20 protein-coding genes, 1 tRNA gene and 1 pseudogene are annotated in these 23,878 nt (G+C 55.5%); 18 read left to right on the top strand and 4 right to left on the bottom strand.

Annotation, left to right across the window (positions count from 1 at the left end; genetic code table 11):
* Positions 1-129, top strand: a pseudogene (gene tuf, locus FHW16_RS28395) (elongation factor Tu); the annotation flags it as partial.
* A gap of 85 nt (positions 130-214) precedes the next feature.
* Here the strand turns inward: tuf and FHW16_RS28390 are convergent.
* Complete coding sequence (locus FHW16_RS28390; RefSeq protein WP_182552815.1) at positions 215-742, bottom strand: STM3941 family protein; 528 nt, start codon at positions 740-742, stop codon at positions 215-217.
* A gap of 299 nt (positions 743-1,041) precedes the next feature.
* Between FHW16_RS28390 and FHW16_RS28385 the strand changes: the two genes are divergently transcribed.
* The 13 genes from FHW16_RS28385 (at position 1,042) to FHW16_RS28325 (ending at position 17,746) form a co-directional block, all read left to right on the top strand.
* Positions 1,042-1,989 carry a hypothetical protein gene (locus FHW16_RS28385; RefSeq protein ID WP_182552814.1) on the top strand — a complete coding sequence of 316 codons (948 nt, stop codon included), beginning with the start codon at positions 1,042-1,044 and terminating at the stop codon, positions 1,987-1,989.
* 309 nt (positions 1,990-2,298) lie between these two features.
* Positions 2,299-2,374, top strand: a tRNA-Trp gene (locus FHW16_RS28380).
* A 226-nt stretch (positions 2,375-2,600) separates the two neighbouring features.
* On the top strand, positions 2,601-2,801 hold the full coding sequence (secE, locus tag FHW16_RS28375) for a preprotein translocase subunit SecE (RefSeq protein ID WP_091886799.1): 201 nt from the start codon (positions 2,601-2,603) through the stop codon (positions 2,799-2,801).
* A 23-nt stretch (positions 2,802-2,824) separates the two neighbouring features.
* On the top strand, positions 2,825-3,355 hold the full coding sequence (gene nusG, locus FHW16_RS28370) for a transcription termination/antitermination protein NusG (RefSeq protein WP_105732672.1): 531 nt from the start codon (positions 2,825-2,827) through the stop codon (positions 3,353-3,355).
* 138 nt (positions 3,356-3,493) lie between these two features.
* Positions 3,494-3,922, top strand: a complete 429-nt coding sequence (rplK, locus tag FHW16_RS28365; RefSeq protein WP_182552813.1) for a 50S ribosomal protein L11 — start codon at positions 3,494-3,496, stop codon at positions 3,920-3,922.
* 4 nt (positions 3,923-3,926) lie between these two features.
* Positions 3,927-4,625 carry a 50S ribosomal protein L1 gene (gene rplA, locus FHW16_RS28360; RefSeq protein ID WP_182552812.1) on the top strand — a complete coding sequence of 233 codons (699 nt, stop codon included), beginning with the start codon at positions 3,927-3,929 and terminating at the stop codon, positions 4,623-4,625.
* Positions 4,626-4,974: 349 nt separating this feature from the next.
* Entirely contained in the window at positions 4,975-5,493 is a 519-nt protein-coding gene (rplJ, locus tag FHW16_RS28355) for a 50S ribosomal protein L10 (RefSeq protein ID WP_182552811.1), read from the top strand.
* Positions 5,494-5,540: 47 nt separating this feature from the next.
* Positions 5,541-5,918, top strand: a complete 378-nt coding sequence (gene rplL / locus FHW16_RS28350; protein WP_182552810.1) for a 50S ribosomal protein L7/L12 — start codon at positions 5,541-5,543, stop codon at positions 5,916-5,918.
* Positions 5,919-6,111: 193 nt separating this feature from the next.
* Complete coding sequence (gene rpoB / locus FHW16_RS28345) at positions 6,112-10,266, top strand: DNA-directed RNA polymerase subunit beta (RefSeq protein WP_182552809.1); 4,155 nt, start codon at positions 6,112-6,114, stop codon at positions 10,264-10,266.
* 143 nt (positions 10,267-10,409) lie between these two features.
* The gene (gene rpoC, locus FHW16_RS28340) at positions 10,410-14,618 is read left to right on the top strand and encodes a DNA-directed RNA polymerase subunit beta' (protein ID WP_182552808.1); all 4,209 of its coding nucleotides are present in this window, start codon (positions 10,410-10,412) and stop codon (positions 14,616-14,618) included.
* A gap of 228 nt (positions 14,619-14,846) precedes the next feature.
* Positions 14,847-15,893: an ABC transporter substrate-binding protein gene (locus FHW16_RS28335; RefSeq protein ID WP_182552807.1), complete on the top strand. Its 1,047-nt coding sequence runs from the start codon at positions 14,847-14,849 to the stop codon at positions 15,891-15,893.
* A gap of 124 nt (positions 15,894-16,017) precedes the next feature.
* On the top strand, positions 16,018-16,851 hold the full coding sequence (locus FHW16_RS28330) for an ABC transporter ATP-binding protein (protein ID WP_432652097.1): 834 nt from the start codon (positions 16,018-16,020) through the stop codon (positions 16,849-16,851).
* Between the two features lie 10 nt (positions 16,852-16,861).
* Positions 16,862-17,746, top strand: a complete 885-nt coding sequence (locus FHW16_RS28325; protein ID WP_182552805.1) for an ABC transporter permease — start codon at positions 16,862-16,864, stop codon at positions 17,744-17,746.
* 2 nt (positions 17,747-17,748) lie between these two features.
* Here the strand turns inward: FHW16_RS28325 and FHW16_RS28320 are convergent, their stop codons facing one another.
* The 3 genes from FHW16_RS28320 to FHW16_RS28310 all read right to left on the bottom strand — a co-directional run bounded on the left by FHW16_RS28320 (position 17,749) and on the right by FHW16_RS28310 (position 20,190).
* On the bottom strand, positions 17,749-19,143 hold the full coding sequence (locus FHW16_RS28320; RefSeq protein ID WP_182552804.1) for a sensor histidine kinase: 1,395 nt from the start codon (positions 19,141-19,143) through the stop codon (positions 17,749-17,751).
* Positions 19,144-19,166: 23 nt separating this feature from the next.
* A complete protein-coding gene (locus tag FHW16_RS28315) occupies positions 19,167-19,835 on the bottom strand; it encodes a response regulator (RefSeq protein ID WP_182552803.1) in 669 nt (222 codons plus the stop codon).
* A 73-nt stretch (positions 19,836-19,908) separates the two neighbouring features.
* A complete protein-coding gene (locus tag FHW16_RS28310; RefSeq protein WP_182552802.1) occupies positions 19,909-20,190 on the bottom strand; it encodes a hypothetical protein in 282 nt (93 codons plus the stop codon).
* A 503-nt stretch (positions 20,191-20,693) separates the two neighbouring features.
* On the opposite strand from FHW16_RS28310, the gene rpsL reads away from it, so the two are divergent.
* The 4 genes from rpsL to FHW16_RS28290 all read left to right on the top strand — a co-directional run.
* Positions 20,694-21,065: a 30S ribosomal protein S12 gene (rpsL, locus tag FHW16_RS28305; RefSeq protein ID WP_008121760.1), complete on the top strand. Its 372-nt coding sequence runs from the start codon at positions 20,694-20,696 to the stop codon at positions 21,063-21,065.
* Positions 21,066-21,125: 60 nt separating this feature from the next.
* On the top strand, positions 21,126-21,596 hold the full coding sequence (gene rpsG / locus FHW16_RS28300; RefSeq protein ID WP_008121762.1) for a 30S ribosomal protein S7: 471 nt from the start codon (positions 21,126-21,128) through the stop codon (positions 21,594-21,596).
* Between the two features lie 33 nt (positions 21,597-21,629).
* The gene (gene fusA, locus FHW16_RS28295) at positions 21,630-23,717 is read left to right on the top strand and encodes an elongation factor G (RefSeq protein ID WP_182552801.1); all 2,088 of its coding nucleotides are present in this window, start codon (positions 21,630-21,632) and stop codon (positions 23,715-23,717) included.
* 66 nt (positions 23,718-23,783) lie between these two features.
* Positions 23,784-23,878, top strand: a 95-nt coding sequence (locus FHW16_RS28290) for a GTP-binding protein (protein WP_018010120.1), incomplete at its 3' end; no start/stop codon positions are given.

The raw sequence follows: 23,878 nt of genomic DNA, 5'->3' as shown, positions 1-23,878 counted from the left end.
CCCGGCGACAACATCTCGGTTGATGTGACGCTGATCGTCCCGATCGCAATGGAAGAGAAGCTCCGCTTCGCTATCCGTGAAGGTGGCCGCACCGTTGGTGCTGGCATCGTCGCTTCGATCATTGAATAAGACTGTCGCACGACAGTTCGGGAATTAAAAAAGGCGGCCGTAATGGCCGCCTTTTTGTTTGTCTGTAATTCAATTGTTTGCTGTTTTAGATGGCTTTCGGTTTGCCGTAGATCCTGTGATAGGCGGTCACAATTTCCAGCAGCCGATCAAAATCTATCGTCAGAACACGCCCGTCGATATAAATGCCTTTCGGCATTCGAAAGAGAGACGAGCGAACAATCCTTGTCTTGATACCCCGACTCAATTGGTCAATCTGATGCGGATCAATTCCGAGTACGATTGTCTGCTCGCGATTGTCATTCAACGATGCGACATCATTGATGTTCTTCCAGGGGATGGTTTCGGCAGCCAGTCGCTTGTCACACAGACCTTCGGGCGAGATGGTGATGGCATCACGGGTTCTCAGCAGGCGCCAGATCAGCCGAAATGTCAGGAGCGGGAAGACCACGGAACCGACACAGGCAATGTATTCGATCAGGTTTTCGGGCTCGCTGTCGAGCAATTCGTAGATCACGACACCAATGGAATAGAATGACAGCATGGCGGACATGGCGATGTGCTGCAGGGGCCTCGAGAATGAGGATTTGATCTTGATTGTTTGAAGTGCGTCCATTTTTGAACTCTTTTCGCCCATTCCGGTGCCGACCAGCGGATTGCGGGGCCAGTGGCGCGAAGGGGCAGTTTAATTCACGAAAATGTGATGACTGAAATGCATGACGCGAGCATGACGTATCTATGACGCGCCTGTTCAAATTTATTTGCAAACATTGTGGACGGCCTGCGGCGAAAGGGGCAAGTGCTTTCTGTTTACCCTCTCACCCCCTTGGTCTATCCTGATGATAATGGAGCTCACCGGCTCCGAAGATACCGCCGCGATCCGGCTGCGGGCAATTGGTATTTATCAGGATTGACATGTTTGGTTATCGTTTGGCCGGATCTAACGTTCTTTCAGGTGCATTCGCCTGTATTCTCATAGCACTCTTTCTTTCGTTGTCGCTGAACAGGCCGGTTCTGGCGGCAAAGAAACCGGTGAAGGAGCCGGCTGTGCAATCGATGCGGTTTGCCGTTGTGCGCATGGCTGTCCCAACCTGTGAGCCGGGTTGCCCCGAGTGGATTTCGGCTTCCGGCACCATACTGGGCGACACACCGGCAAAACTGCGAAAGATTCTCAAAGTTATGGGCAAGCGGCGCCTGCCGATAATCATGGAGTCGAATGGCGGGAATGTGGATGCGGCAATGGAAGTCGGGCGCGTCATCCGTAAACGCGGCCTCGATGTTGCTATTGGCAAAACACGCTTTGATGGATGCAATCCCGACCAAAAGTGCAAGCCGGACCGCTACGCAGATGGTGCTTATGCCGGATTTCCCTATCCGGCCGGAGCCTATTGTCTGTCCGCCTGTCCCTATATTCTTGCCGCGGGCGAGAAGCGCTTCGTTGGTCCCTGGGCACTTATCGGCGTGCATCAGATTACGCAGGTCTATACGCAAACGCGCATTACCTACCAGACGCGCTACCGTATGGTGAACGGGAAGAAGAAAGTGCTGGATACCAAGATCATTGGTCGCAAGCCCGCTGGCTCCTATGAGCGGACAGATCTCAGCAAGGGGTATCGCAAGAAACTGCTCGCCTATTTTACCGAAATGGGCGTTGATCCCACCATTGTTGATCGGATGCTGGCCGTTCCCGCCAAGGACATCTCGGTTCTCACGCAAGATGAACTGACGCAGTACAAGCTCGTTACAGGGACGGGAGATGTCAGCGATCTCGCGGCCACCCGTATCTGTACGCAGGACTCCAAACCTGCCAACTGCGTCGAACTCAAGCCGCTCCCCACGAAAGTGGTTTCCCGAATAGACTGATCTTTCGAATCGCGACTGACCGCATAATGCAAAACACCGACCGGCCGGAATTAGATCCATGTCGCTCCAGATGATTCTCGTGATCTTATGTCGGAGGAGCCTATAATCGGGATTTCAGGCCGGTGAATCGTGCGGCTCTGATGTCAGTCGAACCCGAGGTCTGACCAATGGCGGCTGTTTCTGCCGTTGCGGAAAGCGCGGATACGGTTAAATTCAGCTGGCTCCTGTCGAATTTGCCATAAAGCGGCGCGCTTCTGGAATAGGGGCTTGAAAAGCGCTACGCTTTGTGGAATGTACGCCCCGGACTGTAGGGGAGTAGCTCAGTTGGTAGAGCGGCGGTCTCCAAAACCGTAGGTCGCAGGTTCGAATCCTGTCTCCCCTGCCAACGCATAGTCTGCCCGCACACGATTGGATGGTGTGCTGACAGATGTTTGGAAAGAAACGAACCCGGGGACTTGTGTTTTACCGGAATCGGTTCTATGTAACATCAACAGACACGCGGTGCGTGGAGCTGAACGATCAGCTTTACGGGCCGCAATGGTGTGAACAGAACGTGTTGTGATGATTGCAACACATTGAGTTTACAGCAAAATGACACGCACGAGCGGTAAATGGCATCCAAGACGAATCCGATAAGTTTTTTTCAGCAAGTGCGCGCGGAAACGGCGAAGGTCACCTGGCCTTCTCGTCGCGAGACGCTTATTTCCACCGCTATGGTGATGGTAATGGCGTTTTTTGCTGCGATTTTCTTTTTCGCAGCTGATCAGTTGATGGCCTTCGGGATTGATCTCGTTCTCGGTCTTGGTCGTTAACGCAGGCTGACAAGGAAATTTGAATGACCGCGCGCTGGTATATTGTTCACGCCTATTCGAACTTTGAAAAGAAGGTCGCCGAGTCGATCGAAGAAAAGGCGAGGCAGAAGGGTCTGTCGCATCTTTTTGAGCGGATTCTCGTGCCGACAGAGAAGGTGGTTGAAGTGCGCCGCGGCCGCAAGGTTGATGCCGAGCGCAAGTTCTTCCCGGGTTATGTCCTTGTGCGCGCCGATTTGACGGATGATGCCTATCATCTGATCAAGAATACGCCAAAGGTTACGGGCTTCCTTGGTTCTGACAACAAGCCGGTCGCGATTTCCGACAAGGAAGCCGAGCGGATCCTGACGCAGGTTCAGGAGGGTGTTGAGCGTCCGAAAGCTTCGATCTCGTTCGAGATTGGTGAAAGTGTTCGTGTTGCCGACGGTCCGTTTGCTTCGTTCAACGGTATTGTTCAGGAAGTCGACGAAGAGCGTTCGCGCCTCAAGGTGGAAGTTTCGATTTTCGGCCGCGCTACGCCGGTCGATCTGGAATTTGGTCAGGTCGAAAAGATCTGATCATTCGGCCGTCTTACAGGCGGCCTGTCACGTCAGTGGCGAATGGTGGGAGGTGAGGTGACCTTTAGCCGGGTCTTCAATCCGTACCACCGAACTGCAACCGCCGGTTTTCCGGCATAATGATAAGGCAGAGAAGTTATGGCTAAGAAAATTGCAGGCCAGCTCAAGCTGCAGGTTTCGGCAGGATCGGCAACACCGTCCCCTCCCATCGGACCGGCACTTGGTCAGCGTGGCATCAACATCATGGAATTCTGCAAGGCCTTCAATGCGGCTACGCAGGAACTGGAAAAGGGTTCGCCCATTCCGGTCGTGATCACATACTATCAGGACAAGTCCTTCACTTTTGTGATGAAGACGCCGCCGGTGTCTTACTTCCTCAAGAAGGCTGCAAACCTGAAGTCCGGTTCGAAAGAGCCAGGCAAGGTAGTTGCTGGCAAGATCTCGCGCGACAAGGTCCGTGAAATCGCTCAAGCAAAGATGAAAGACCTGAACGCAGCGGACATTGAAGCTGCTATGCGCATGGTCGAAGGTTCTGCCCGTTCTATGGGCCTGGAAGTGGTGGGCTGAGACGATGGCAAAAGTATCAAAGCGTGTAGCCAAGGTTCGTGAAGGCGTTGATCGCGAGAAGCTGTATGACCTGACTTCGGCTGTTGCCATGGTCAAGGAACGTGCCATTGCCAAGTTCGACGAAACGATTGAAGTTTCAATGAACCTCGGTGTTGATCCTCGCCATGCAGACCAGATGGTTCGCGGCGTTGTCAATCTGCCAAATGGCACAGGCCGTACGGTTCGCGTTGCTGTTTTTGCTCGCGGCGACAAGGCTGAAGAAGCCAAGAAGGCCGGTGCTGACATCGTTGGTGCGGAAGATCTGTTCGAGATCGTCAATGGCGGCAAGATCGATTTCGATCGCTGCATTGCCACTCCGGACATGATGCCGCTCGTCGGCCGTCTCGGCAAGGTACTCGGCCCGCGCGGCATGATGCCAAACCCGAAAGTCGGCACGGTAACAACCGATGTTACTGCTGCAGTCAAGGCTTCCAAGGGCGGTGCCGTTGAGTTCCGCGTCGAGAAGGCCGGTATTGTTCATGCTGGCGTTGGCAAGGCATCGTTTGATGTCAAGGCGCTGGAAGAGAACATCAAGGCATTCACCGATGCTGTCACCAAGGCAAAGCCAGCCGGCGCCAAGGGTGAATATGTCAAGCGCGTCGCGATTTCTTCGACGATGGGCGTTGGCGTCAAGGTTGATCCATCGACTGTACGCCCTGCGTAACAATCGATGTGAAGTCTCGGACTTAACAGTCTGAGTTTTAAAGAATTCCAGGCCTTTCGGGGCCTGGATAACCGGATGAAAATCCGGTTATCCTGTCCGAGATTGCAGGTGGCTCGTCCTTAATTGTCATGAGCCTGCATGAGACGTGGAACAGCTTTGTTAGGATGGAAAGATCCATCGAGACAAGGTTCGAACCGTAGTTGCCTTTCGCTTGCAGCCGGATTTCCGGCGAAGCAGGGGGGACAGGATCCTCAAGTGCTGTCGGGTTCAGGTTTTCGGATTTGGGCCTTGCAGTGAAGGCAACCCGGCAGGGACGCAATCGTGCGTTTCTGCCAAATGGAGAGAGACAGTGGAAAAAGCGGAAAAGCGCGAATTCGTCGCGTGGCTGAATGGGGTCTTTACTGACTCTGGTTCAGTTGTCGTGGCCCACTATACCGGTCTCACCGTTGCGCAGCTGAGCGATCTTCGCTCCAAGATGCGTGATGCTGGTGGCACCGTTAAAGTCGCGAAGAACCGCCTTGCCAAGATCGCTCTTCAGGGCACGGAATCGGAAGGCATCTCTGACCTGTTCACAGGTCAGACACTTGTTGCCTATTCGAATGATCCGATTACGGCACCAAAGATCGCCGTCGAATTTGCCAAGGGTAACGACAAGCTCGTCATCCTCGGTGGCTCGATGGGAGCAACAACTCTCAATGCAGATGGTGTAAAGGCTCTTGCCGTACTCCCATCGCTCGACGAGTTGCGTGCAAAGCTGGTTGGTATGATCCAGACACCAGCAACGCGCATCGCTCAGATCGTAAACGCACCGGCAGGTCAGCTTGCCCGCGTTTTTGGCGCCTATGCCCGGAAGGACGAAGCGGCATAAGGCCGTTCTCGCTGTCAATATATCGAACCTTGTAAAGGAATACCAAAATGACTGATCTTGCAAAGATCGTAGACGACCTGTCCAACCTGACAGTTCTGGAAGCTGCTGAACTCTCGAAGCTTCTGGAAGAGAAGTGGGGCGTTTCTGCTGCTGCTCCTGTTGCTGCTGCTGCTGCCGCTGGCGGCGGTGCTGCTGCTGCAGCCGTTGAAGAAAAGACTGAATTCGACGTCGTTCTGACCGAAGCCGGCGCTAACAAGATCAACGTGATCAAGGAAGTGCGTGCTATCACCGGTCTCGGCCTCAAGGAAGCCAAGGACCTCGTTGAAGCTGCTCCTAAGGCAGTCAAGGAAGCCGCTACCAAGGACGAAGCTGACAAGATCAAGGCACAGCTCGAAGCAGCTGGCGCCAAGGTTGAACTCAAGTAAGTCTTGCATTTTTGGCGGGCAGGGCGATGAGCCCTGTCCGCTAATCTGCCCTTCGGGGCAACCCGGTACTGAACCCTTTTCCTGACGGCAATTCCGATGCTTTCAGGAAACGGGTTTTGTCCCGTTCACGGGGCCGCAAAAGCGGTTTTAAGAAACATGCCAGTTTCCGCTGGCGCAAAGACGAGGAGCGACGATGGCTCAGACCCATACTTTTAACGGTCGTAGGCGCGTACGCAAGTTTTTCGGTAAGATCCCTGAAGTCGCAGAGATGCCGAACCTTATCGAGGTTCAGAAGGCTTCCTACGATCAGTTCCTTATGGTTGAGGAGCCGAAAGGCGGGCGTCTTGATGAAGGTCTGCAGGCTGTATTCAAGTCTGTGTTCCCGATCCAGGATTTCTCCGGCGCTTCCATGCTTGAATTCGTCAAGTATGAATTTGAAGCTCCAAAATTCGACGTTGACGAATGCCGTCAGCGCGATCTGACCTATGCTGCACCGCTGAAAGTCACGCTGCGTCTGATCGTGTTCGATATTGACGAAGATACAGGCGCGAAGTCCATCAAGGACATCAAGGAACAGGACGTTTACATGGGCGACATGCCGCTCATGACTGACAACGGCACGTTCATTGTCAATGGCACCGAGCGCGTTATCGTTTCGCAGATGCACCGTTCGCCAGGCGTTTTCTTCGATCACGACAAGGGCAAGACTCATTCGTCCGGCAAGCTGTTGTTTGCTGCACGCGTCATTCCTTATCGCGGTTCATGGCTTGACATCGAGTTCGATGCCAAGGACGTGGTCTATGCGCGTATCGATCGCCGCCGCAAAATTCCTGCGACATCGCTGCTGATGGCGCTGGGCATGGACAGCGAAGAAATCCTGTCGACGTTCTACAATTCGCTAATGTTCAGCCGTGATGGTGATACGTGGCGCATTCCTTTCTCTGTGGATCGTTTCCGCGGTTTCAAGGCGACAACCGACGTTATCGATGCCGACACCGGTGAAGTCATTCTCGAGTCCGGCAAGAAGCTGACAGCACGTGCTGCCAAGCAGCTTGCTGAAAAGGGCCTGAAGTTCATCAAGGCGACGGAAGACGACCTGTTCGGCATGTATCTTGCCGAAGACATCGTCAACATGGAGAACGGTGAAGTTTATCTCGAAGCCGGTGATGAACTGGACGAGAAGACCCTCAAGGTTCTGCTCGACACAGGTGTGGCCGAGATCAACGTTCTCGATATCGACCATGTCAATATCGGACCGTATATCCGCAACACGCTTGCTGTTGACAAGAACGAGAGCCGTCAGGACGCATTGTTCGACATTTACCGTGTCATGCGTCCGGGTGAGCCGCCGACAATCGACTCGGCGGAAGCCATGTTCAAGTCGCTGTTCTTCGATAGCGAGCGTTATGATCTCTCGGCCGTTGGCCGCGTGAAGATGAACATGCGTCTCGACCTCAACGCGGAAGATACCGTTCGCATCCTGCGCAAGGAAGATATCCTTGCCGTGGTCAAGATGCTGGTTGATCTGCGCGATGGTCGCGGTGAAATCGACGACATCGACAATCTCGGCAACCGCCGTGTACGTTCGGTCGGCGAATTGATGGAAAACCAGTACCGTGTTGGTCTGCTCCGCATGGAGCGCGCCATCAAGGAACGCATGTCGTCCATCGAAATCGACACTGTGATGCCGCAGGACCTGATCAATGCGAAGCCCGCAGCCGCTGCCGTTCGCGAATTCTTCGGTTCCTCGCAGCTGTCGCAGTTCATGGATCAGACCAACCCGCTTTCGGAAATCACCCACAAGCGCCGTCTTTCGGCACTTGGACCCGGTGGTCTGACCCGCGAGCGTGCCGGCTTCGAAGTCCGCGACGTGCATCCGACCCACTATGGTCGTATCTGCCCGATTGAAACGCCGGAAGGTCCGAATATCGGTCTGATCAACTCGCTCGCAACCTTTGCCCGGGTCAACAAGTACGGCTTCATCGAAAGCCCGTATCGCCGGATCGTCGATGGCAAGGTAACGGACGACGTCGTCTATCTCTCGGCTATGGAAGAAGCCAAGTATCACGTGGCGCAGGCCAATGTGGAACTCGACGCTTCCGGTGCCTTCACGGACGAATTCGTTGTTTGCCGTCATGCGGGTGAAGTTCTGATGGCGCCACGTGAAAACGTGGATCTGATGGACGTTTCGCCGAAGCAGCTCGTATCGGTTGCCGCAGCGCTCATTCCGTTCCTGGAAAACGACGACGCCAACCGCGCTCTGATGGGCTCGAACATGCAGCGTCAGGCCGTTCCTCTGGTTCGTGCCGAAGCGCCGTTCGTTGGTACCGGCATGGAGCCGATCGTTGCCCGTGACTCAGGTGCCGCCATTGGTGCCCGTCGTACCGGTGTGGTCGATCAGGTCGATGCGACACGTATCGTTATCCGCGCAACGGAAGATCTCGTGCCGGGCAAATCGGGCGTTGATATCTACCGCCTGATGAAGTTCCAGCGTTCGAACCAGAACACCTGCATCAATCAGCGTCCGCTGGTTCGTGTTGGCGACAAGATCGAAAAGGGTGACATCATTGCCGACGGTCCTTCGACGGATCTGGGCGATCTGGCACTCGGCCGCAACGTGCTTGTCGCGTTCATGCCATGGAACGGCTACAACTACGAAGATTCCATCCTGCTTTCTGAAAAGATCGTTTCGGATGACGTCTTCACCTCGATCCACATCGAGGAGTTCGAAGTCATGGCCCGTGATACGAAGCTTGGACCGGAAGAAATCACACGCGACATTCCGAACGTTTCGGAAGAAGCACTGAAGAACCTGGACGAAGCCGGTATCGTTTACATCGGTGCGGAAGTTCAGCCAGGCGACATTCTTGTCGGCAAGATCACGCCGAAGGGCGAAAGCCCGATGACGCCGGAAGAGAAGCTTCTGCGCGCCATCTTCGGTGAAAAGGCTTCCGATGTCCGTGATACCTCGATGCGCATGCCGCCCGGGACTTACGGTACGGTTGTGGAAGTTCGCGTTTTCAATCGCCACGGCGTTGAGAAGGACGAACGTGCCATGGCTATCGAACGCGAGGAAATCGAGCGTTTGGCCAAGGACCGTGACGACGAACAGGCCATTCTTGACCGTAACGTCTATGGCCGTCTGGCCGACGTTCTGACTGGTAAGCCTGCTGTTGCCGGACCGAAGTCGTTCAAGAAGGGCACAGTTGTCACGCAGGACGTCATGGGTGAACACCCGCGTTCGCAGTGGTGGCAGTTTGCCGTCGAGGACGAGAAGCTTCAGGGCGAAATCGAAGCTCTGCGCAACCAGTACGACGACTCCAAGAAGCTGCTTGAACAGCGCTTCATGGACAAGGTCGAGAAGGTACAGCGCGGCGACGAGATGCCTCCGGGCGTCATGAAGATGGTCAAGGTCTTTGTCGCTGTGAAGCGCAAGATCCAGCCAGGCGACAAGATGGCCGGCCGTCACGGCAACAAGGGTGTTGTCTCGCGTATTGCTGCCGTTGAAGATATGCCGTTCCTCGAAGACGGAACGCATGTCGACATCGTGCTCAATCCGCTTGGCGTGCCAAGCCGCATGAACGTTGGCCAGATTCTTGAAACGCATCTGGGCTGGGCCTGCGCCGGAATGGGCAAGAAGATCGGTGATCTGATCGAAGCCTACAAGGCACAGTATGCTGCAAGTGGTCAGGGCGATATCCAGCCGCTCCGGGCGACGATCGAGTCGATCATCCCCGACAACGACCGGAACGAGCCAGTCCGCAACTATGACGACGAGAGTATCGTTCGTCTTGGTGAGCAGATGAAGCGCGGCGTGTCGATTGCAACGCCGGTGTTTGACGGTGCGCATGAGCCAGACATCAATGTGATGCTGGAGCAGGCGGGTCTCAAGGCATCTGGTCAGTCGACGCTCTATGACGGACGTACGGGTGAGACTTTCGATCGTCAGGTGACTGTCGGCTACATCTACATGCTGAAGCTGCACCACCTGGTTGACGACAAGATCCACGCCCGTTCGATCGGACCATACTCGCTCGTTACGCAGCAGCCTCTGGGTGGTAAGGCCCAGTTCGGCGGTCAGCGCTTCGGTGAAATGGAAGTCTGGGCACTGGAAGCATACGGTGCGGCTTACACGCTGCAGGAAATGCTTACGGTCAAGTCCGATGACGTTGCCGGCCGTACCAAGGTCTATGAAGCGATCGTCCGTGGTGACGATACGTTTGAGGCTGGTATTCCTGAGAGCTTCAACGTTCTCGTCAAGGAAATGCGTTCGCTCGGTCTCAATGTCGAGCTGGACGATACGCGTAGCCAGGAACAGCAGCAGGCATTGCCTGACGCTGCAGAGTAAAAAAAGGGTGGGGTGCGTGGCTTGGCTGCGCACCCAACCAGTTTTTCGGGCCGCTGAGGAAGCGGCATTTGATCCAGATGGACCCGCGGCGGCGGCTATCCATCGCAAGTAGAGGGCACTTTTTTGCCCCATGGAGAAACGGCATGAACCAAGAGGTCATGAATCTTTTCAATCCTCAGGTGCCTGTACAGGCATTCGATTCCATCCGGATTTCGATTGCCAGCCCTGAGAAGATTCTGTCCTGGTCATACGGTGAGATCAAGAAGCCGGAGACGATCAACTACCGCACATTCAAGCCTGAGCGGGATGGTCTCTTCTGTGCTCGGATCTTCGGGCCGATCAAGGACTATGAATGCTTGTGCGGCAAGTACAAGCGCATGAAATACAAGGGCATCATCTGCGAAAAGTGCGGCGTCGAAGTGACGTTGTCGCGCGTTCGCCGTGAGCGCATGGGCCATATCGAACTCGCAGCTCCGGTTGCACACATCTGGTTCCTGAAGTCTCTGCCAAGCCGTATCGGCACATTGCTCGACATGACCCTCAAGGGTATCGAGCGCGTTCTCTATTTCGAGAACTACATCGTGACCGAGCCTGGCCTGACATCCCTGAAAGAGCATCAGCTGCTTTCAGAAGAAGAATACATGATCGCTGTCGATGAGTTTGGTGAAGATTCCTTCACGGCACTGATCGGCGCGGAAGCTATCCATGAGCTTCTGGCTTCCATGGATCTGGAGAAGATTGCCGGCGATCTGCGTGAAGAGCTGGCGACAACGACTTCGGACCTGAAGCAGAAGAAGCTGATGAAGCGTCTGAAGATCGTCGAAAACTTCCTGGAATCGGGTAACCGTCCGGAATGGATGATCATGAAGATCGTTCCAGTCATTCCGCCGGACCTGCGTCCCCTTGTTCCGCTGGATGGCGGCCGTTTTGCGACGTCCGATCTCAACGATCTTTATCGCCGTGTGATCAACCGTAACAACCGTCTGAAGCGCCTCATCGAGCTGCGTGCACCCGGCATCATCATCCGCAACGAGAAGCGCATGCTTCAGGAGTCGGTTGATGCGCTGTTCGACAACGGCCGTCGCGGCCGCGTCATCACCGGTGCCAACAAGCGTCCGCTGAAGTCGCTGTCCGATATGCTCAAGGGCAAGCAGGGCCGCTTCCGTCAGAATCTGCTCGGCAAGCGCGTCGACTATTCCGGCCGTTCGGTTATCGTGACCGGTCCAGAACTGAAGCTTCACCAGTGCGGTCTGCCAAAGAAGATGGCGCTCGAACTGTTCAAGCCGTTCATCTACGCCCGTCTCGATGCCAAGGGTTACTCCTCGACCGTCAAGCAGGCGAAGAAGCTGGTTGAAAAGGAAAAGCCTGAAGTCTGGGATATCCTTGACGAAGTCATCCGCGAGCATCCGGTTCTGCTGAACCGTGCGCCGACGCTGCACCGTCTTGGCATCCAGGCATTCGAACCCATCCTGATCGAAGGCAAGGCAATCCAGCTGCATCCGCTCGTCTGTACCGCTTTCAACGCGGATTTTGACGGCGACCAGATGGCTGTTCACGTTCCGCTTTCTCTGGAAGCGCAGCTTGAAGCCCGCGTTCTGATGATGTCGACGAACAACATCCTGCACCCTGCAAACGGTCTGCCGGTTATCGTTCCGTCACAGGACATGGTTCTGGGCCTGTACTATCTGTCGATCGTTGCGGCGAAAGAGCCGGGCGAAGGCATGGCCTTTGCTGATATCGGCGAATTGCATCATGCCATTGGCAGCGGTGCTGTAACCCTGCACACCAAGATCAAGGGCCGCTTCAAGAGCATTGATGCGGACGGCAAGCCGACGTCGAAGATTTTCGACACGACGCCTGGCCGCATGATCATCGGTGAACTGCTGCCGAAGCACCACAACGTGCCTTTCGACATCTGCAACCAGGAAATGACCAAGAAGAACATCTCCAAGATGATCGACACGGTTTATCGCCATTGCGGGCAGAAAGAGACGGTCATTTTCTGCGATCGTATCATGCAGCTCGGCTTCAGCCACGCTTGCCGTGCCGGTATTTCCTTCGGCAAGGACGACATGATCATTCCGGAAACCAAGGAAAAGCTGGTTGCTGAAACCGTTGCCTTGGCGACCGAATATGAGCAGCAGTACAATGACGGCCTGATCACTCAGGGCGAAAAGTACAACAAGGTCGTTGACGCCTGGGGCAAGTGCACCGAAAAGGTCGCCGACGAAATGATGGCCCGCATTAAGGCTGTCGAGTTCGATCCTGTCACTGGTCGCCAGAAGCAGATGAACTCGATCTATATGATGTCGCACTCGGGTGCTCGTGGTTCGCCGAACCAGATGCGTCAGCTGGGCGGTATGCGCGGATTGATGGCCAAGCCTTCGGGCGAAATCATCGAAACGCCGATCATTTCGAACTTCAAGGAAGGCCTGACCGTGAACGAGTACTTCAACTCGACCCACGGTGCCCGCAAGGGTCTTGCCGATACTGCCTTGAAGACGGCCAACTCGGGTTACCTGACACGTCGTCTCGTCGACGTTGCGCAGGATTGCATTGTCATTTCGGTGGATTGCGGCACGACAACGGGCCTCACCATGCAGCCGATCGTTGATGCCGGTCAGGTCGTTGCGACCATTGGCCAGCGTGTTCTCGGCCGTACGGCACTGGAAGACATCCTGCATCCGTTGACAGGTGACGTTCTGGTTACCGGTGGCAACATCATCGACGAGTTCGATATTGATGCCATTGAAAAGGCAGGCGTCCAGTCTATCCGCATCCGTTCGGCTCTCACCTGTGAGACCCGTGGCGGCATCTGCGCCAAGTGCTACGGCCGCGATCTGGCCCGTGGTACTCCGGTCAACCAGGGTGAAGCTGTCGGCGTTATCGCCGCTCAGTCGATTGGTGAGCCGGGCACGCAGCTGACGATGCGTACGTTCCACCTTGGTGGTACGGCGCAGGTTGTGGATCAGTCGTTCCTCGAGGCCAGCTATGAAGGCACGGTGCAGATCCGTAACCGCAATGTGGTTCGCAACTCCGATGGCCATCTGGTCGTCATGGGTCGTAACATGGCTGTCGTCATTCTTGATGCGACAGGCAAGGAACGTGCGACACACCGCGTCACCTACGGTTCGCGCATCTATGTCGATGACGGCGATACGGTTAAGCGCGGTCAGCGCGTTGCCGAGTGGGATCCTTATACCCGCCCGGTCATGACGGAAGTCGAAGGTCATGTCGAATTCGAAGACATGGTCGACGGTCTCTCTGTTTCGGAAACGACGGACGAATCCACCGGTATCACGAAGCGCGTGGTTATCGACTGGCGTTCAACACCGCGTGGTTCGGACCTGAAGCCTTGCATCGTTGTCAAGGACAAGGCCGGCAAGGTTCTGAAACTGGCAAAGGGCGGCGATGCACGCTTCCAGCTGTCGGTTGAATCGATCCTTTCGGTTGAGCCCGGCTCGCACGTGAAGGCGGGTGACGTTCTTGCCCGTATTCCGATGGAAAGCGCCAAGACCAAGGACATCACCGGTGGTCTGCCGCGCGTTGCGGAACTGTTCGAAGCACGTCGTCCGAAGGACCATGCGATCATCGCCGAAATCGATGGTACGGTTCGTTTTGGCCGCGACTACAAGAACAAGCGCCGCATCGTCATCGAACCGAACGACGAGACGCTCGAGCCTGTTGAGTATCTGATCCCCAAGGGTAAGCCTTTCCATCTTCAGGATGGCGATGCGATCGAAAAGGGCGATTACATCCTCGACGGCAATCCGGCACCGCACGACATTCTGGCCATCAAGGGCGTGGAAGCACTCGCTTCGTATCTCGTCAATGAAATCCAGGAAGTCTATCGTCTGCAGGGCGTTCTGATCAACGACAAGCACATCGAAGTGATTGTTCGTCAGATGCTTCAGAAGGTCGAAATCACCGAATCCGGTGACACTGGCTTTATCGCCGGTGACCACGTCGACCGGATCGAGCTGGACGAGATCAACGAACGTCTTGAGGAAGATGGCAAGAAGCCAGGCTATGGTACTCCGGTTCTGCTGGGTATCACCAAGGCCTCGCTGCAGACGCCATCCTTCATCTCGGCTGCGTCCTTCCAGGAAACAACACGCGTCCTCACGGAAGCTGCTGTTGCCGGCAAGATGGATGCTCTGCAGGGTCTGAAGGAAAACGTGATCGTTGGTCGTTTGATCCCGGCTGGTACGGGTGGCACGGTCAAGCAGATCCGCCGCATTGCCGGTGCCCGCGACGAGCTGATCATCGACGAGCGCCGCAAGGAAAGCGGAGCCGGTGCTGCCAAGGCCGACGCCATGTTGACCGACATGACAGGCACCCCGGCCGAGTAAGCTGGTTGCTCGCAAACACTTTGAAAAGGCCGCCTTCGGGCGGCCTTTTTTATTTCGCGGATGCGGACGGCTGTCATTCAAGTGCCGATCACAAATAAGCGAAGCGGGTGAAAGCTGGTTGAAAGCTTGGATATAGTACCAAGCAGCTCCGATTGAGGAATCGGTAAGGCGCAAGCGCCTTTTCTGGAGGAGGGTGCGAGGGAAACAATCGCGCCAGGAGGAGATTCAATGAAGTATTCTTTGGCTGTTTATCGCCGTTCGCTGAGCGCTGCCGTGTTTGCTGGCGCCATCGCTGCAACTGTTGCTTTTGCTTCGTCCGCGCAGGCGGAAAAACTTACCATTATCGTCGGCGGCATGGAGAAGCAGATTTATCTGCCGGCCACGCTTACCGAGCGGCTCGGCTATTTCAAGGATGAAGGGCTGGACGTTGAGCTGATCAACAGCCGCGCCGGCGTCGATGCGGAGAACGAACTTCTCGCGGGGAGTGCGCAGGGCGTCGTGGGTTTCTACGATCACACCATCGATCTTCAGTCGAAGGGCAAATTTATCCAGTCCATCGTGCAGTTCAGTCAGGCGCCGGGTGAGGTTGAACTCGTCTCTTCCAAGTATGCCGATGCGTTGAAAACGCCTGCCGACTTCAAGGGGCACACGCTGGGTGTGACCGGACTTGGTTCGTCAACGGATTTCCTCACGCAGTATCTGGCCATCCGCAATGGCTTGAAGCAGGGCGATTATACGCTTTTGCCTGTCGGTGCGGGGAACACGTTTATCGCCGCCATCAAGCAGGATGCCATTCAAGCGGGAATGACAACGGAACCGACCATCGCAACGACGCTGAAAACCGGCGACGCCAAAATTCTGGTCGATATGCGCACGCCTGAGAAGACCGTTGCCGCATTGGGCGGGCTCTATCCGGCGGCCTCTTTCTATGTGCAGACCGCCTGGCTCGAAACACACAAGGAAGATGCGCAAAAGCTGACCAATGCCATGGTCAAGACCATGCGTTTCATAGCGTCCCACAGCGCGGAAGAGATCGCTGATAAAATGCCGAAAGACTATTATGTCGGCGACAAGGACCTTTATGTGAAGGGACTTGCCGAGGGCAAGGCGCAGTATACGCCCGATGGGCGGATGCCCAAGGACGGACCAACCACTGTGCTGCAGGTTCTCTCGTCCTTTTCCAAGACGGTGAAGGGCAAAGAGATCGACCTGGCCAAGACCTATACGACGGAGTTTGTCGACAAGGCCAATACAACGCTCGACGCAGCCAAATAATAATCCGTAGAAACGCGCTGCGTGGAGCGTTCCTGCAGCGTTTTTCTTTCAATTATTCGCCTTTGCAGCCGGAAGCGATGCTTCCCGGCACGGATGGCGCATGTTCATGAGGAAGCCCATGCTTATGGAACCATCCAAGGCACAAGACAGGTCCGATGTACCCGCCATTGTGCTCGACAATGCAACCCGCCGGTTCGTGACACCTGACGGCAAAATGATGACCGCCTTGCGCGATTTTTCCATGACGGTCGCTCAGGGGGAATTTGCCTGCGTGGTCGGTCCTACCGGTTGCGGAAAGTCGACGACCCTCAATCTGGTAACCGGACTTGCCCGTCCCAGTGCCGGTGAAGTGCGTCTGATGGGGCAGCCGATCGACGGCATCAGCCCCGATATTGGCTTCGTGTTTCAGGCAGATGCCCTGTTTCCCTGGCGCAACGTCATCGACAATGTCAGCGCTGGACCGCGTTATCGTGGTATGGGCAAGGAAGAAGCCTACGAAAAGGCTCGATCGTGGATTGCCCGGGTTGGTCTGGCACGCTTTGAAAAGCACTACCCGCACCAGCTCTCCGGCGGCATGCGCAAGCGCGTTGCACTGGCGCAGACGTTCATCAACGAGCCAAAGATTCTCCTCATGGATGAGCCGTTCAGTGCGCTCGACGTGCAGACGCGGACGCTGATGCAGGGCGAACTTCTGGACCTCTGGCAGCAATCGGGCGCTTCAGTGATTTTTGTCACCCACGATCTGGAGGAGGCCATTGCGCTTGCCGACAAGGTCTATGTGCTGACGGCTGGTCCCGCCACGGTGAAGAGCGTCTATCACATCGACATTCCCCGCCCGCGGGTGATGGAAGACATTCGCTATGACGAAAAATTTGTCGAGATTGCCAAGGTGATCTGGAATGACCTGCGCGAGGAAGTGCAGATCGGTCAGCAGCGCGCGCTTCAGAGCGGACAGTAAGGAGATTGACATGACAACCAACGAAATCTCGATCCCTTCAGGGACATCCGCCGCCAGTGCTGCAGCCATTGCCAAGACCGAAGCCGTCTTCAAGGCCAAGGCCCGCAGACGCTATGCAACCGTGATCCTTGTTCGGCTGGCTATTCTTCTCGTCGTACTTGGCGGTTGGGAGTTTGGCACGCGGGCCAATGTTATTGATCCATTCTTCTTCGCCAGCCCATCCGGCATTGCCGATCAGATCTGGGTCTGGATCACTGAAGGCACGTCGCAGGGCCCGCTTTCCGAACAGATTATTGTGACGCTGGAAGAAACCGTTCTCGGCTTTCTCATCGGTGCCATCGGCGGTATTATTTGCGGTATCATTCTGGGGCGCAACAAGTTTCTGGCCGACGTGTTCAGCATCTATATCAAGATCGCCAATTCGGTTCCGCGTGTCGTGCTCGGGTCGATTTTCATCATTGCCCTCGGTCTTGGCATGGCATCCAAGGTGGCTCTGGCCGTGGTAATGGTGTTTTTCGTCGTGTTTGCCAATGCCTTTCAGGGTGTACGTGAAGCCGACCGGGCGCTGATCGCCAATGCCCAGATCCTTGGTGCTTCGCGCACGCAGATCACCCGTACCGTCATTCTCCCGTCTGCCATGAGCTGGATTCTCGCCAGCCTGCATGTCAGCTTCGGCTTTGCCCTGGTCGGCGCTGTGGTGGGTGAGTTTCTCGGTGCGAAAAAGGGTGTCGGGCTGATGATCTCCACCGCGCAGGGGGCATTCAATGCCAACGGCGTGTTTGCGGCGATGGTTATTCTCGCCGTGCTTGCCCTGGTCGTTGAGTATGCGATCACGCTTGTTGAAAACCATCTGGTGAGGTGGCGCCCGCAGGCCTTGTCCGATCAGGCAGGCTGATATCAGACAGTCGTCGCGGCGGGCAAATTAACGGTGACCAGCAGCCCGCCGCTTGCGACTTCCGACAAGGCTACGGTGCCTCCCGCGCCGTCGGTAACTTCCCGGACAATGGCAAGACCAAGCCCACTGCCGTCCGCCTGTACACCCGCTATCCGATAAAACCGTTCAAACACGTGGTCGCGTTCATGCTCCGGAATGCCGGGGCCGCTGTCCTCGACAGTCAGACGGATCGTATCGCTGTCGCGGGCGATCCCCAGCGTGACCGATCCGCCTTCGGGCGTGTAGGTGAGGGCGTTGTCAACGAGATTGACGATCATTTCCCGCAGCATCGTGCCGTCTCCGGTAACAATGGCAGCTTCGGCGGTCGCTTCAAACCCCAGATCAATCCGGCGATCAAACGCCTTGCCCGCCAGACTTTCCAGAACCAGCTGTCCCGCCTGCACAAGATCAACCCGGTCGGCCCGCGGCCGCCTGCTGCCGGGCTCGGCGCGGGAAAGCGTCAGCAACTGCGCTGCGAGACGTGCGAGCAGCATGGCGCTTGTCTTGATGCTTCCCAGAACCTCGGCTCTTTCGCTCCCATCCTGTGTGCGGAGTGCAAAGCTCGCCTGGGTCGTCAATGTGGCAATGGGTGTGCGCAACTGATGAGCGGCATTTTGAATAAAGCGGCGCTGTGCCGCCATCTGTTTGCGCACGCGGTCCATATATTGGTTAAGAGCCGCGACAAGCGGTTGCAATTCCGTCTGGACGACTGCCGGATCAAATGGTTCAAGGTCACGGTCGCGGCGCTGGACGTCATCGCGCAGCTTCATGAGAGGCCGCAGTCCGTAGCGCAATCCGAGAAGCGAGAGCGCGGCTGCAAACGCAATCAGGACCAGTTGCTGGCTGACACTGTGCAACCAGAGATCGCGAACAATACTGGTATGTCCCGCCAGCGTGACACCGACGATCACGTCAACCGATTGGGATGAGGCGGGTGCGGCGGCAACGGGATGGCGCAGCGCCACGAGGCGAACGGGCTGGTCGCGGTAACTGCCGTTGAAGTAGACAGGATCAAAATCAGTCAAGGCAGGCGGAACCGGCAGATCGGGATATCCGGTCAGGAGCTGACGGTCTGACGTGGCAACGCTGTAATAAACATGGTCGCCGTCGCCCGTAGAAAACATCTCAATGGCAACAGGTGGAATAATGGCATCGAGCGTATTGCCGGATGCAGCGGTTGCTTCACCGATGGCACGGGCGGATGCCGTCAGCATCCGGTCCGTGACAAGATCGGCCATTTTCTCGGATGTATTCCAGCTCACCCATAGGTTGATGGCGGCAATGATGATCAACGGAATGACGATCCAGGACACGAGCTGGACCCTGAGGCTTCCTGGAAGGCGGGAGATCAACCGCATCTGCGTTCCTGGCTCACCAACGCTTACACTCCGTCGCGCAGGAGATAGCCAAGGCCGCGCAAGGTGACGATTTCCGCCTTGCTGCCCTCAAGTTTCTTGCGCAGGCGATGGATGTAGATTTCGATGGCGTTTTCATCGGTCTCGCTATCAAAACTATAGATACTTTGGGACAGTGCCGTCTTGTTCACTGTCTTGCCGATCTTGTGCAAAAGCTGCTCCAGCACGGCATGCTCCTTGGGGGCCAGCGCCAGCGGCTCGCCGTCGACGGAAAACAGCCGGGTATTTGTATCGAAGCTCAGTGCGCCGCAGGTAATGACAGGTGCTGTCTTCTGGCTGGCGCGGCGCAGATGGGCGCGGATGCGGGCTTCCAGCTCGGAGAGTTCGAATGGCTTGGCCAGATAGTCGTCTGCTCCCGCGTCCAGTCCGGTAACGCGGCCATCGAGACTGGCGTTGGCTGTCAGAACGATAACCGGGACTTCATTGCCGTGGCGGCGCAGATGGCGCAGCACCTCAAGCCCGCCCTTGTCGGGAAGGCCGAGGTCAAGAATAACCAGATTATACGCCGTTACCGCAAGCGCATGCTCGGCATCCGTGCCGTCATAAACGACATCGACTGTATACTGAGATTGCCGAAGGCTTTTGGCCAGCCAGTTCGCCAAGGTGTTGTTGTCTTCGACAAGGAGTATGCGCATGATCAAAGATGCCAACGATCCTGTTGATCCGTCAAGCTCGGCACAGGATCAGGATTGATTCCGCAGCAACCGACTATTCATTGAATTCAATGAGGGCAACCTGACCGGTGAGGGCGGTCTTCCAGGCGGAGAGGTGTGGCTCTTCCTCGGGCTCGGTCGTCAGCGTACCGATTTCCAGCAACTCAGCCTCTTCATAGCCTTCATTGGCCAATATCTGCAGGGCAGTCTGAACCAGTCCGTCGGTATCGTCGTTCATCAGGAGCACATGAACCTGTCGTGGCTCGTCATCCTTGTTCTTCCAAACGTCGGCAACAATGAGGTGGACCGGTTTTGAGTCGGTTGTGGGTGTGGACATGGTACTGATTCCCGAATCTAGGTGTTTCAAGCCGTCAGATTAACCAAAACGACGCCGCCCGTCTTGGGAAAGCCATAAATCCCTGTGCACGATGCGAAAGATTGCTTGAATTCGCGTTCCTTAGGCGAAACAATCTTACGATCAGGCCCCAAAGTGCCCCCAAACACCCCAAACCTTAATAAAATTTGGAGTTCAGGCTTGACGTAGAGCGGGGGACAAAGTATCAGCACCACATCTGAGCCGATGTGAGATTGGCTGTTTCGGAGCGACACGCTCTGAAGTTCATCTCAAACAGGGTTCGTTTTACGATCGAAATGCCATTTGCCGTTCGCATGAAGCTTATAAGGCTTCCTCTGCTTTTATTCGGGCAACCACCCTTGCGGTGGTTTAGTTGCCCGAATTCGTGCATGAGCATGGCGCTGAAACGGCCCTGACGGGCGAAGATACGAGATTTGTGCCGAAGCGCGTGCGCTTTGATACGCATTACAAAGAGGGAAGGTTGAATGCCTACCGTAAACCAGTTGATCCGCAAGCCGCGCACTGCGCCGGTAAAGCGCAATAAAGTTCCTGCTCTGCAGGAAAACCCACAGAAGCGCGGTGTTTGCACTCGCGTCTATACGACAACCCCAAAGAAGCCGAACTCGGCTCTTCGTAAGGTTGCCAAAGTGCGTTTGACGAATGGCTTCGAAGTTATCGGATACATTCCGGGTGAAGGTCACAACCTTCAGGAACACTCTGTCGTGATGATCCGCGGCGGTCGTGTAAAGGATTTGCCGGGCGTTCGTTACCACATCATCCGTGGTGTTCTCGATACGCAGGGCGTCAAGAACCGTAAGCAGCGCCGTTCGAAGTACGGTGCGAAGCGTCCGAAGTAAGATTTTCCGGGACTTTGGCCACCAGGTAGGTCAACCCGATGCAGATAAGAGACAGAGAATATGTCCAGACGCCATAGTGCAGAAAAGCGTGAGATCAACCCGGATCCAAAGTTCGGTGATCTCGTTCTGACCAAGTTCATGAATGCAGTTATGCATCATGGCAAGAAGTCGATCGCTGAACGTATCGTTTACGGTGCGCTCGAGTCGGTTGAAGCCAAGAGCAAGCAGGAGCCGGTTGCCCTGTTCCATCAGGCCCTCGACAACGTTGCGCCGCATGTTGAAGTGCGTTCGCGCCGTGTTGGTGGTGCTACTTACCAGGTACCGGTTGATGTTCGTCCAGAGCGTCGTCAGGCTCTTGCAATCCGTTGGCTGATCAATGCAGCTCGCGGTCGCAATGAGACCACGATGGTTGATCGTCTTTCCGGCGAACTCCTGGATGCTGCGAACAACCGTGGCTCGGCTGTGAAGAAGCGTGAAGACACGCATCGCATGGCAGAAGCCAACCGCGCATTCTCGCATTACCGCTGGTAATCGTCGAAACCCTATTCTTAGAGGCACCAGATCATGGCCCGCGAATATAAAATCGAAGACTACCGTAACTTCGGTATCATGGCGCACATCGACGCCGGCAAGACCACGACTACCGAGCGTATTCTTTATTACACCGGCAAGTCACACAAAATCGGTGAAGTTCATGATGGCGCCGCAACCATGGACTGGATGGAGCAGGAGCAGGAGCGTGGTATCACGATCACTTCCGCTGCAACCACGACATACTGGACAGGCCGTGATGGCAAGAAGCGTCGCTTCAACATCATCGATACGCCAGGCCACGTCGACTTCACGATTGAAGTAGAGCGCTCACTGCGTGTTCTCGATGGTGCGATTGCACTGCTCGATGCGAACGCCGGTGTAGAGCCGCAGACGGAAACTGTTTGGCGTCAGGCTGAGAAGTATCATGTTCCGCGCATGATCTTCGTCAACAAGATGGACAAGACCGGCGCCGATTTCTATCGCTGCGTTGAAATGGTCAAGTCGCGTCTTGGTGCGACAGCTCTCGTCATGCAGCTGCCAATCGGCGCTGAGACAGAATTCAAGGGCGTCGTCGATCTGATCGAAATGAAGGCTCTTGTCTGGCGCGATGAGCAGCTGGGCGCTGAATGGGATGTCGTCGAAATTCCTGCCGATCTTAAAGAACGTGCAGAAGAATATCGTGAGAAGCTGATCGAAACTGCTGTCGAAGTCGACGAAGCAGCGACTGAAGCCTATCTCGAGGGCAACATGCCTGACAACGATACGCTCCGTAAGTTGATCCGCATCGGTACGTGCCGCGTTGACTTCCATCCGGTATTCTGCGGTTCGGCTTTCAAGAACAAGGGCGTACAGCCACTTCTTGATGGTGTCGTTGAGTTCCTGCCTTCGCCTGTTGATGTTCCTTCGATCAAGGGTATCGATCCTAAGACCGACGCAGAAACAGTTCGCAAGTCTTCCGACGAAGAGCCTTTGTCGATGCTTGCATTCAAGATCATGAACGATCCGTTCGTTGGTTCGCTGACATTCTGCCGTATTTATTCCGGCAAGCTGACCAAGGGCATTTCGCTCGACAATACAGTTAAGGAAAAGCGCGAACGTATCGGCCGTATGCTGCAGATGCATTCCAATTCGCGTGAAGACATCGAAGAAGCGTTTGCCGGCGACATCGTAGCTCTGGCAGGCCTCAAGGAAACGACGACAGGTGATACGCTCTGCGATCCTCTGAAGCCGGTTATTCTTGAACGCATGATCTTCCCTGAGCCGGTCATCGAAATCTCGATCGAGCCTAAGACCAAGGCCGACCAGGAAAAGATGGGTCTCGCGCTTAATCGTCTTGCTGCTGAAGATCCTTCATTCCGCGTCAAGTCGGATGAAGAATCCGGCCAGACAATCATCGCCGGCATGGGCGAACTTCATCTCGACATTCTCGTTGACCGTATGCGTCGCGAGTTCAAGGTCGAGGCGAATGTTGGTCAGCCACAGGTTGCCTATCGTGAATCGATTACACGCAAGGCAGAAATTGACTATACCCACAAGAAGCAGTCGGGTGGTTCGGGCCAGTTCGCTCGTATCAAGGTGATCTTCGAGCCACATGATGGCGATGAGTTCATCTTTGAATCGAAGATCGTCGGCGGTTCCATTCCTAAGGAATACATTCCGGGCGTTCAAAAGGGTATCGAAAGCGTCATGGGTGCGGGTCCGCTCGCAGGCTTCCCGATGCTCGGCGTAAAAGCTACGCTGATCGACGGTGCTTACCACGACGTTGACTCCTCGGTTCTCGCCTTCGAAATCGCAGCTCGTGCTGCATTCCGCGAAGGTGCGCAGAAGGCTGGTGCCCAGCTGCTCGAGCCGATCATGAAGGTCGAAGTTGTTACGCCTGAGGATTACGTCGGTGACGTAATTGGTGATCTGAATTCACGTCGTGGTCAGATTTCGGGTACGGAAGCGCGTGGTATCGCGACTGTCGTCAACGCAAATGTGCCACTGGCCAACATGTTTGGTTATGTGAGCAATCTGCGCTCGATGAGCCAGGGTCGTGCACAGTACACCATGCAGTTTGACCACTACGAACCTGTGCCGGCAGCAGTCGCGCAGGAAATTCAGAAGAAGTTTGCGTAACCGCTAACGGTTGCGCGTGACAGTTGAGTTAAGCCTGAGCAGGCGAACATATAACGGAGAGCTCAGATGGCTAAGAGCAAGTTTGAACGTAACAAGCCGCACGTCAACATCGGCACGATTGGTCACGTTGACCATGGCAAGACATCGTTGACGGCAGCGAT

It is taken from the genome of Phyllobacterium myrsinacearum, assembly GCF_014138285.1.
Classification (GTDB): Bacteria; Pseudomonadota; Alphaproteobacteria; order Rhizobiales; family Rhizobiaceae; genus Phyllobacterium; species Phyllobacterium myrsinacearum_A.
This window is presented reverse-complemented; position numbering and strand designations above follow the sequence as displayed.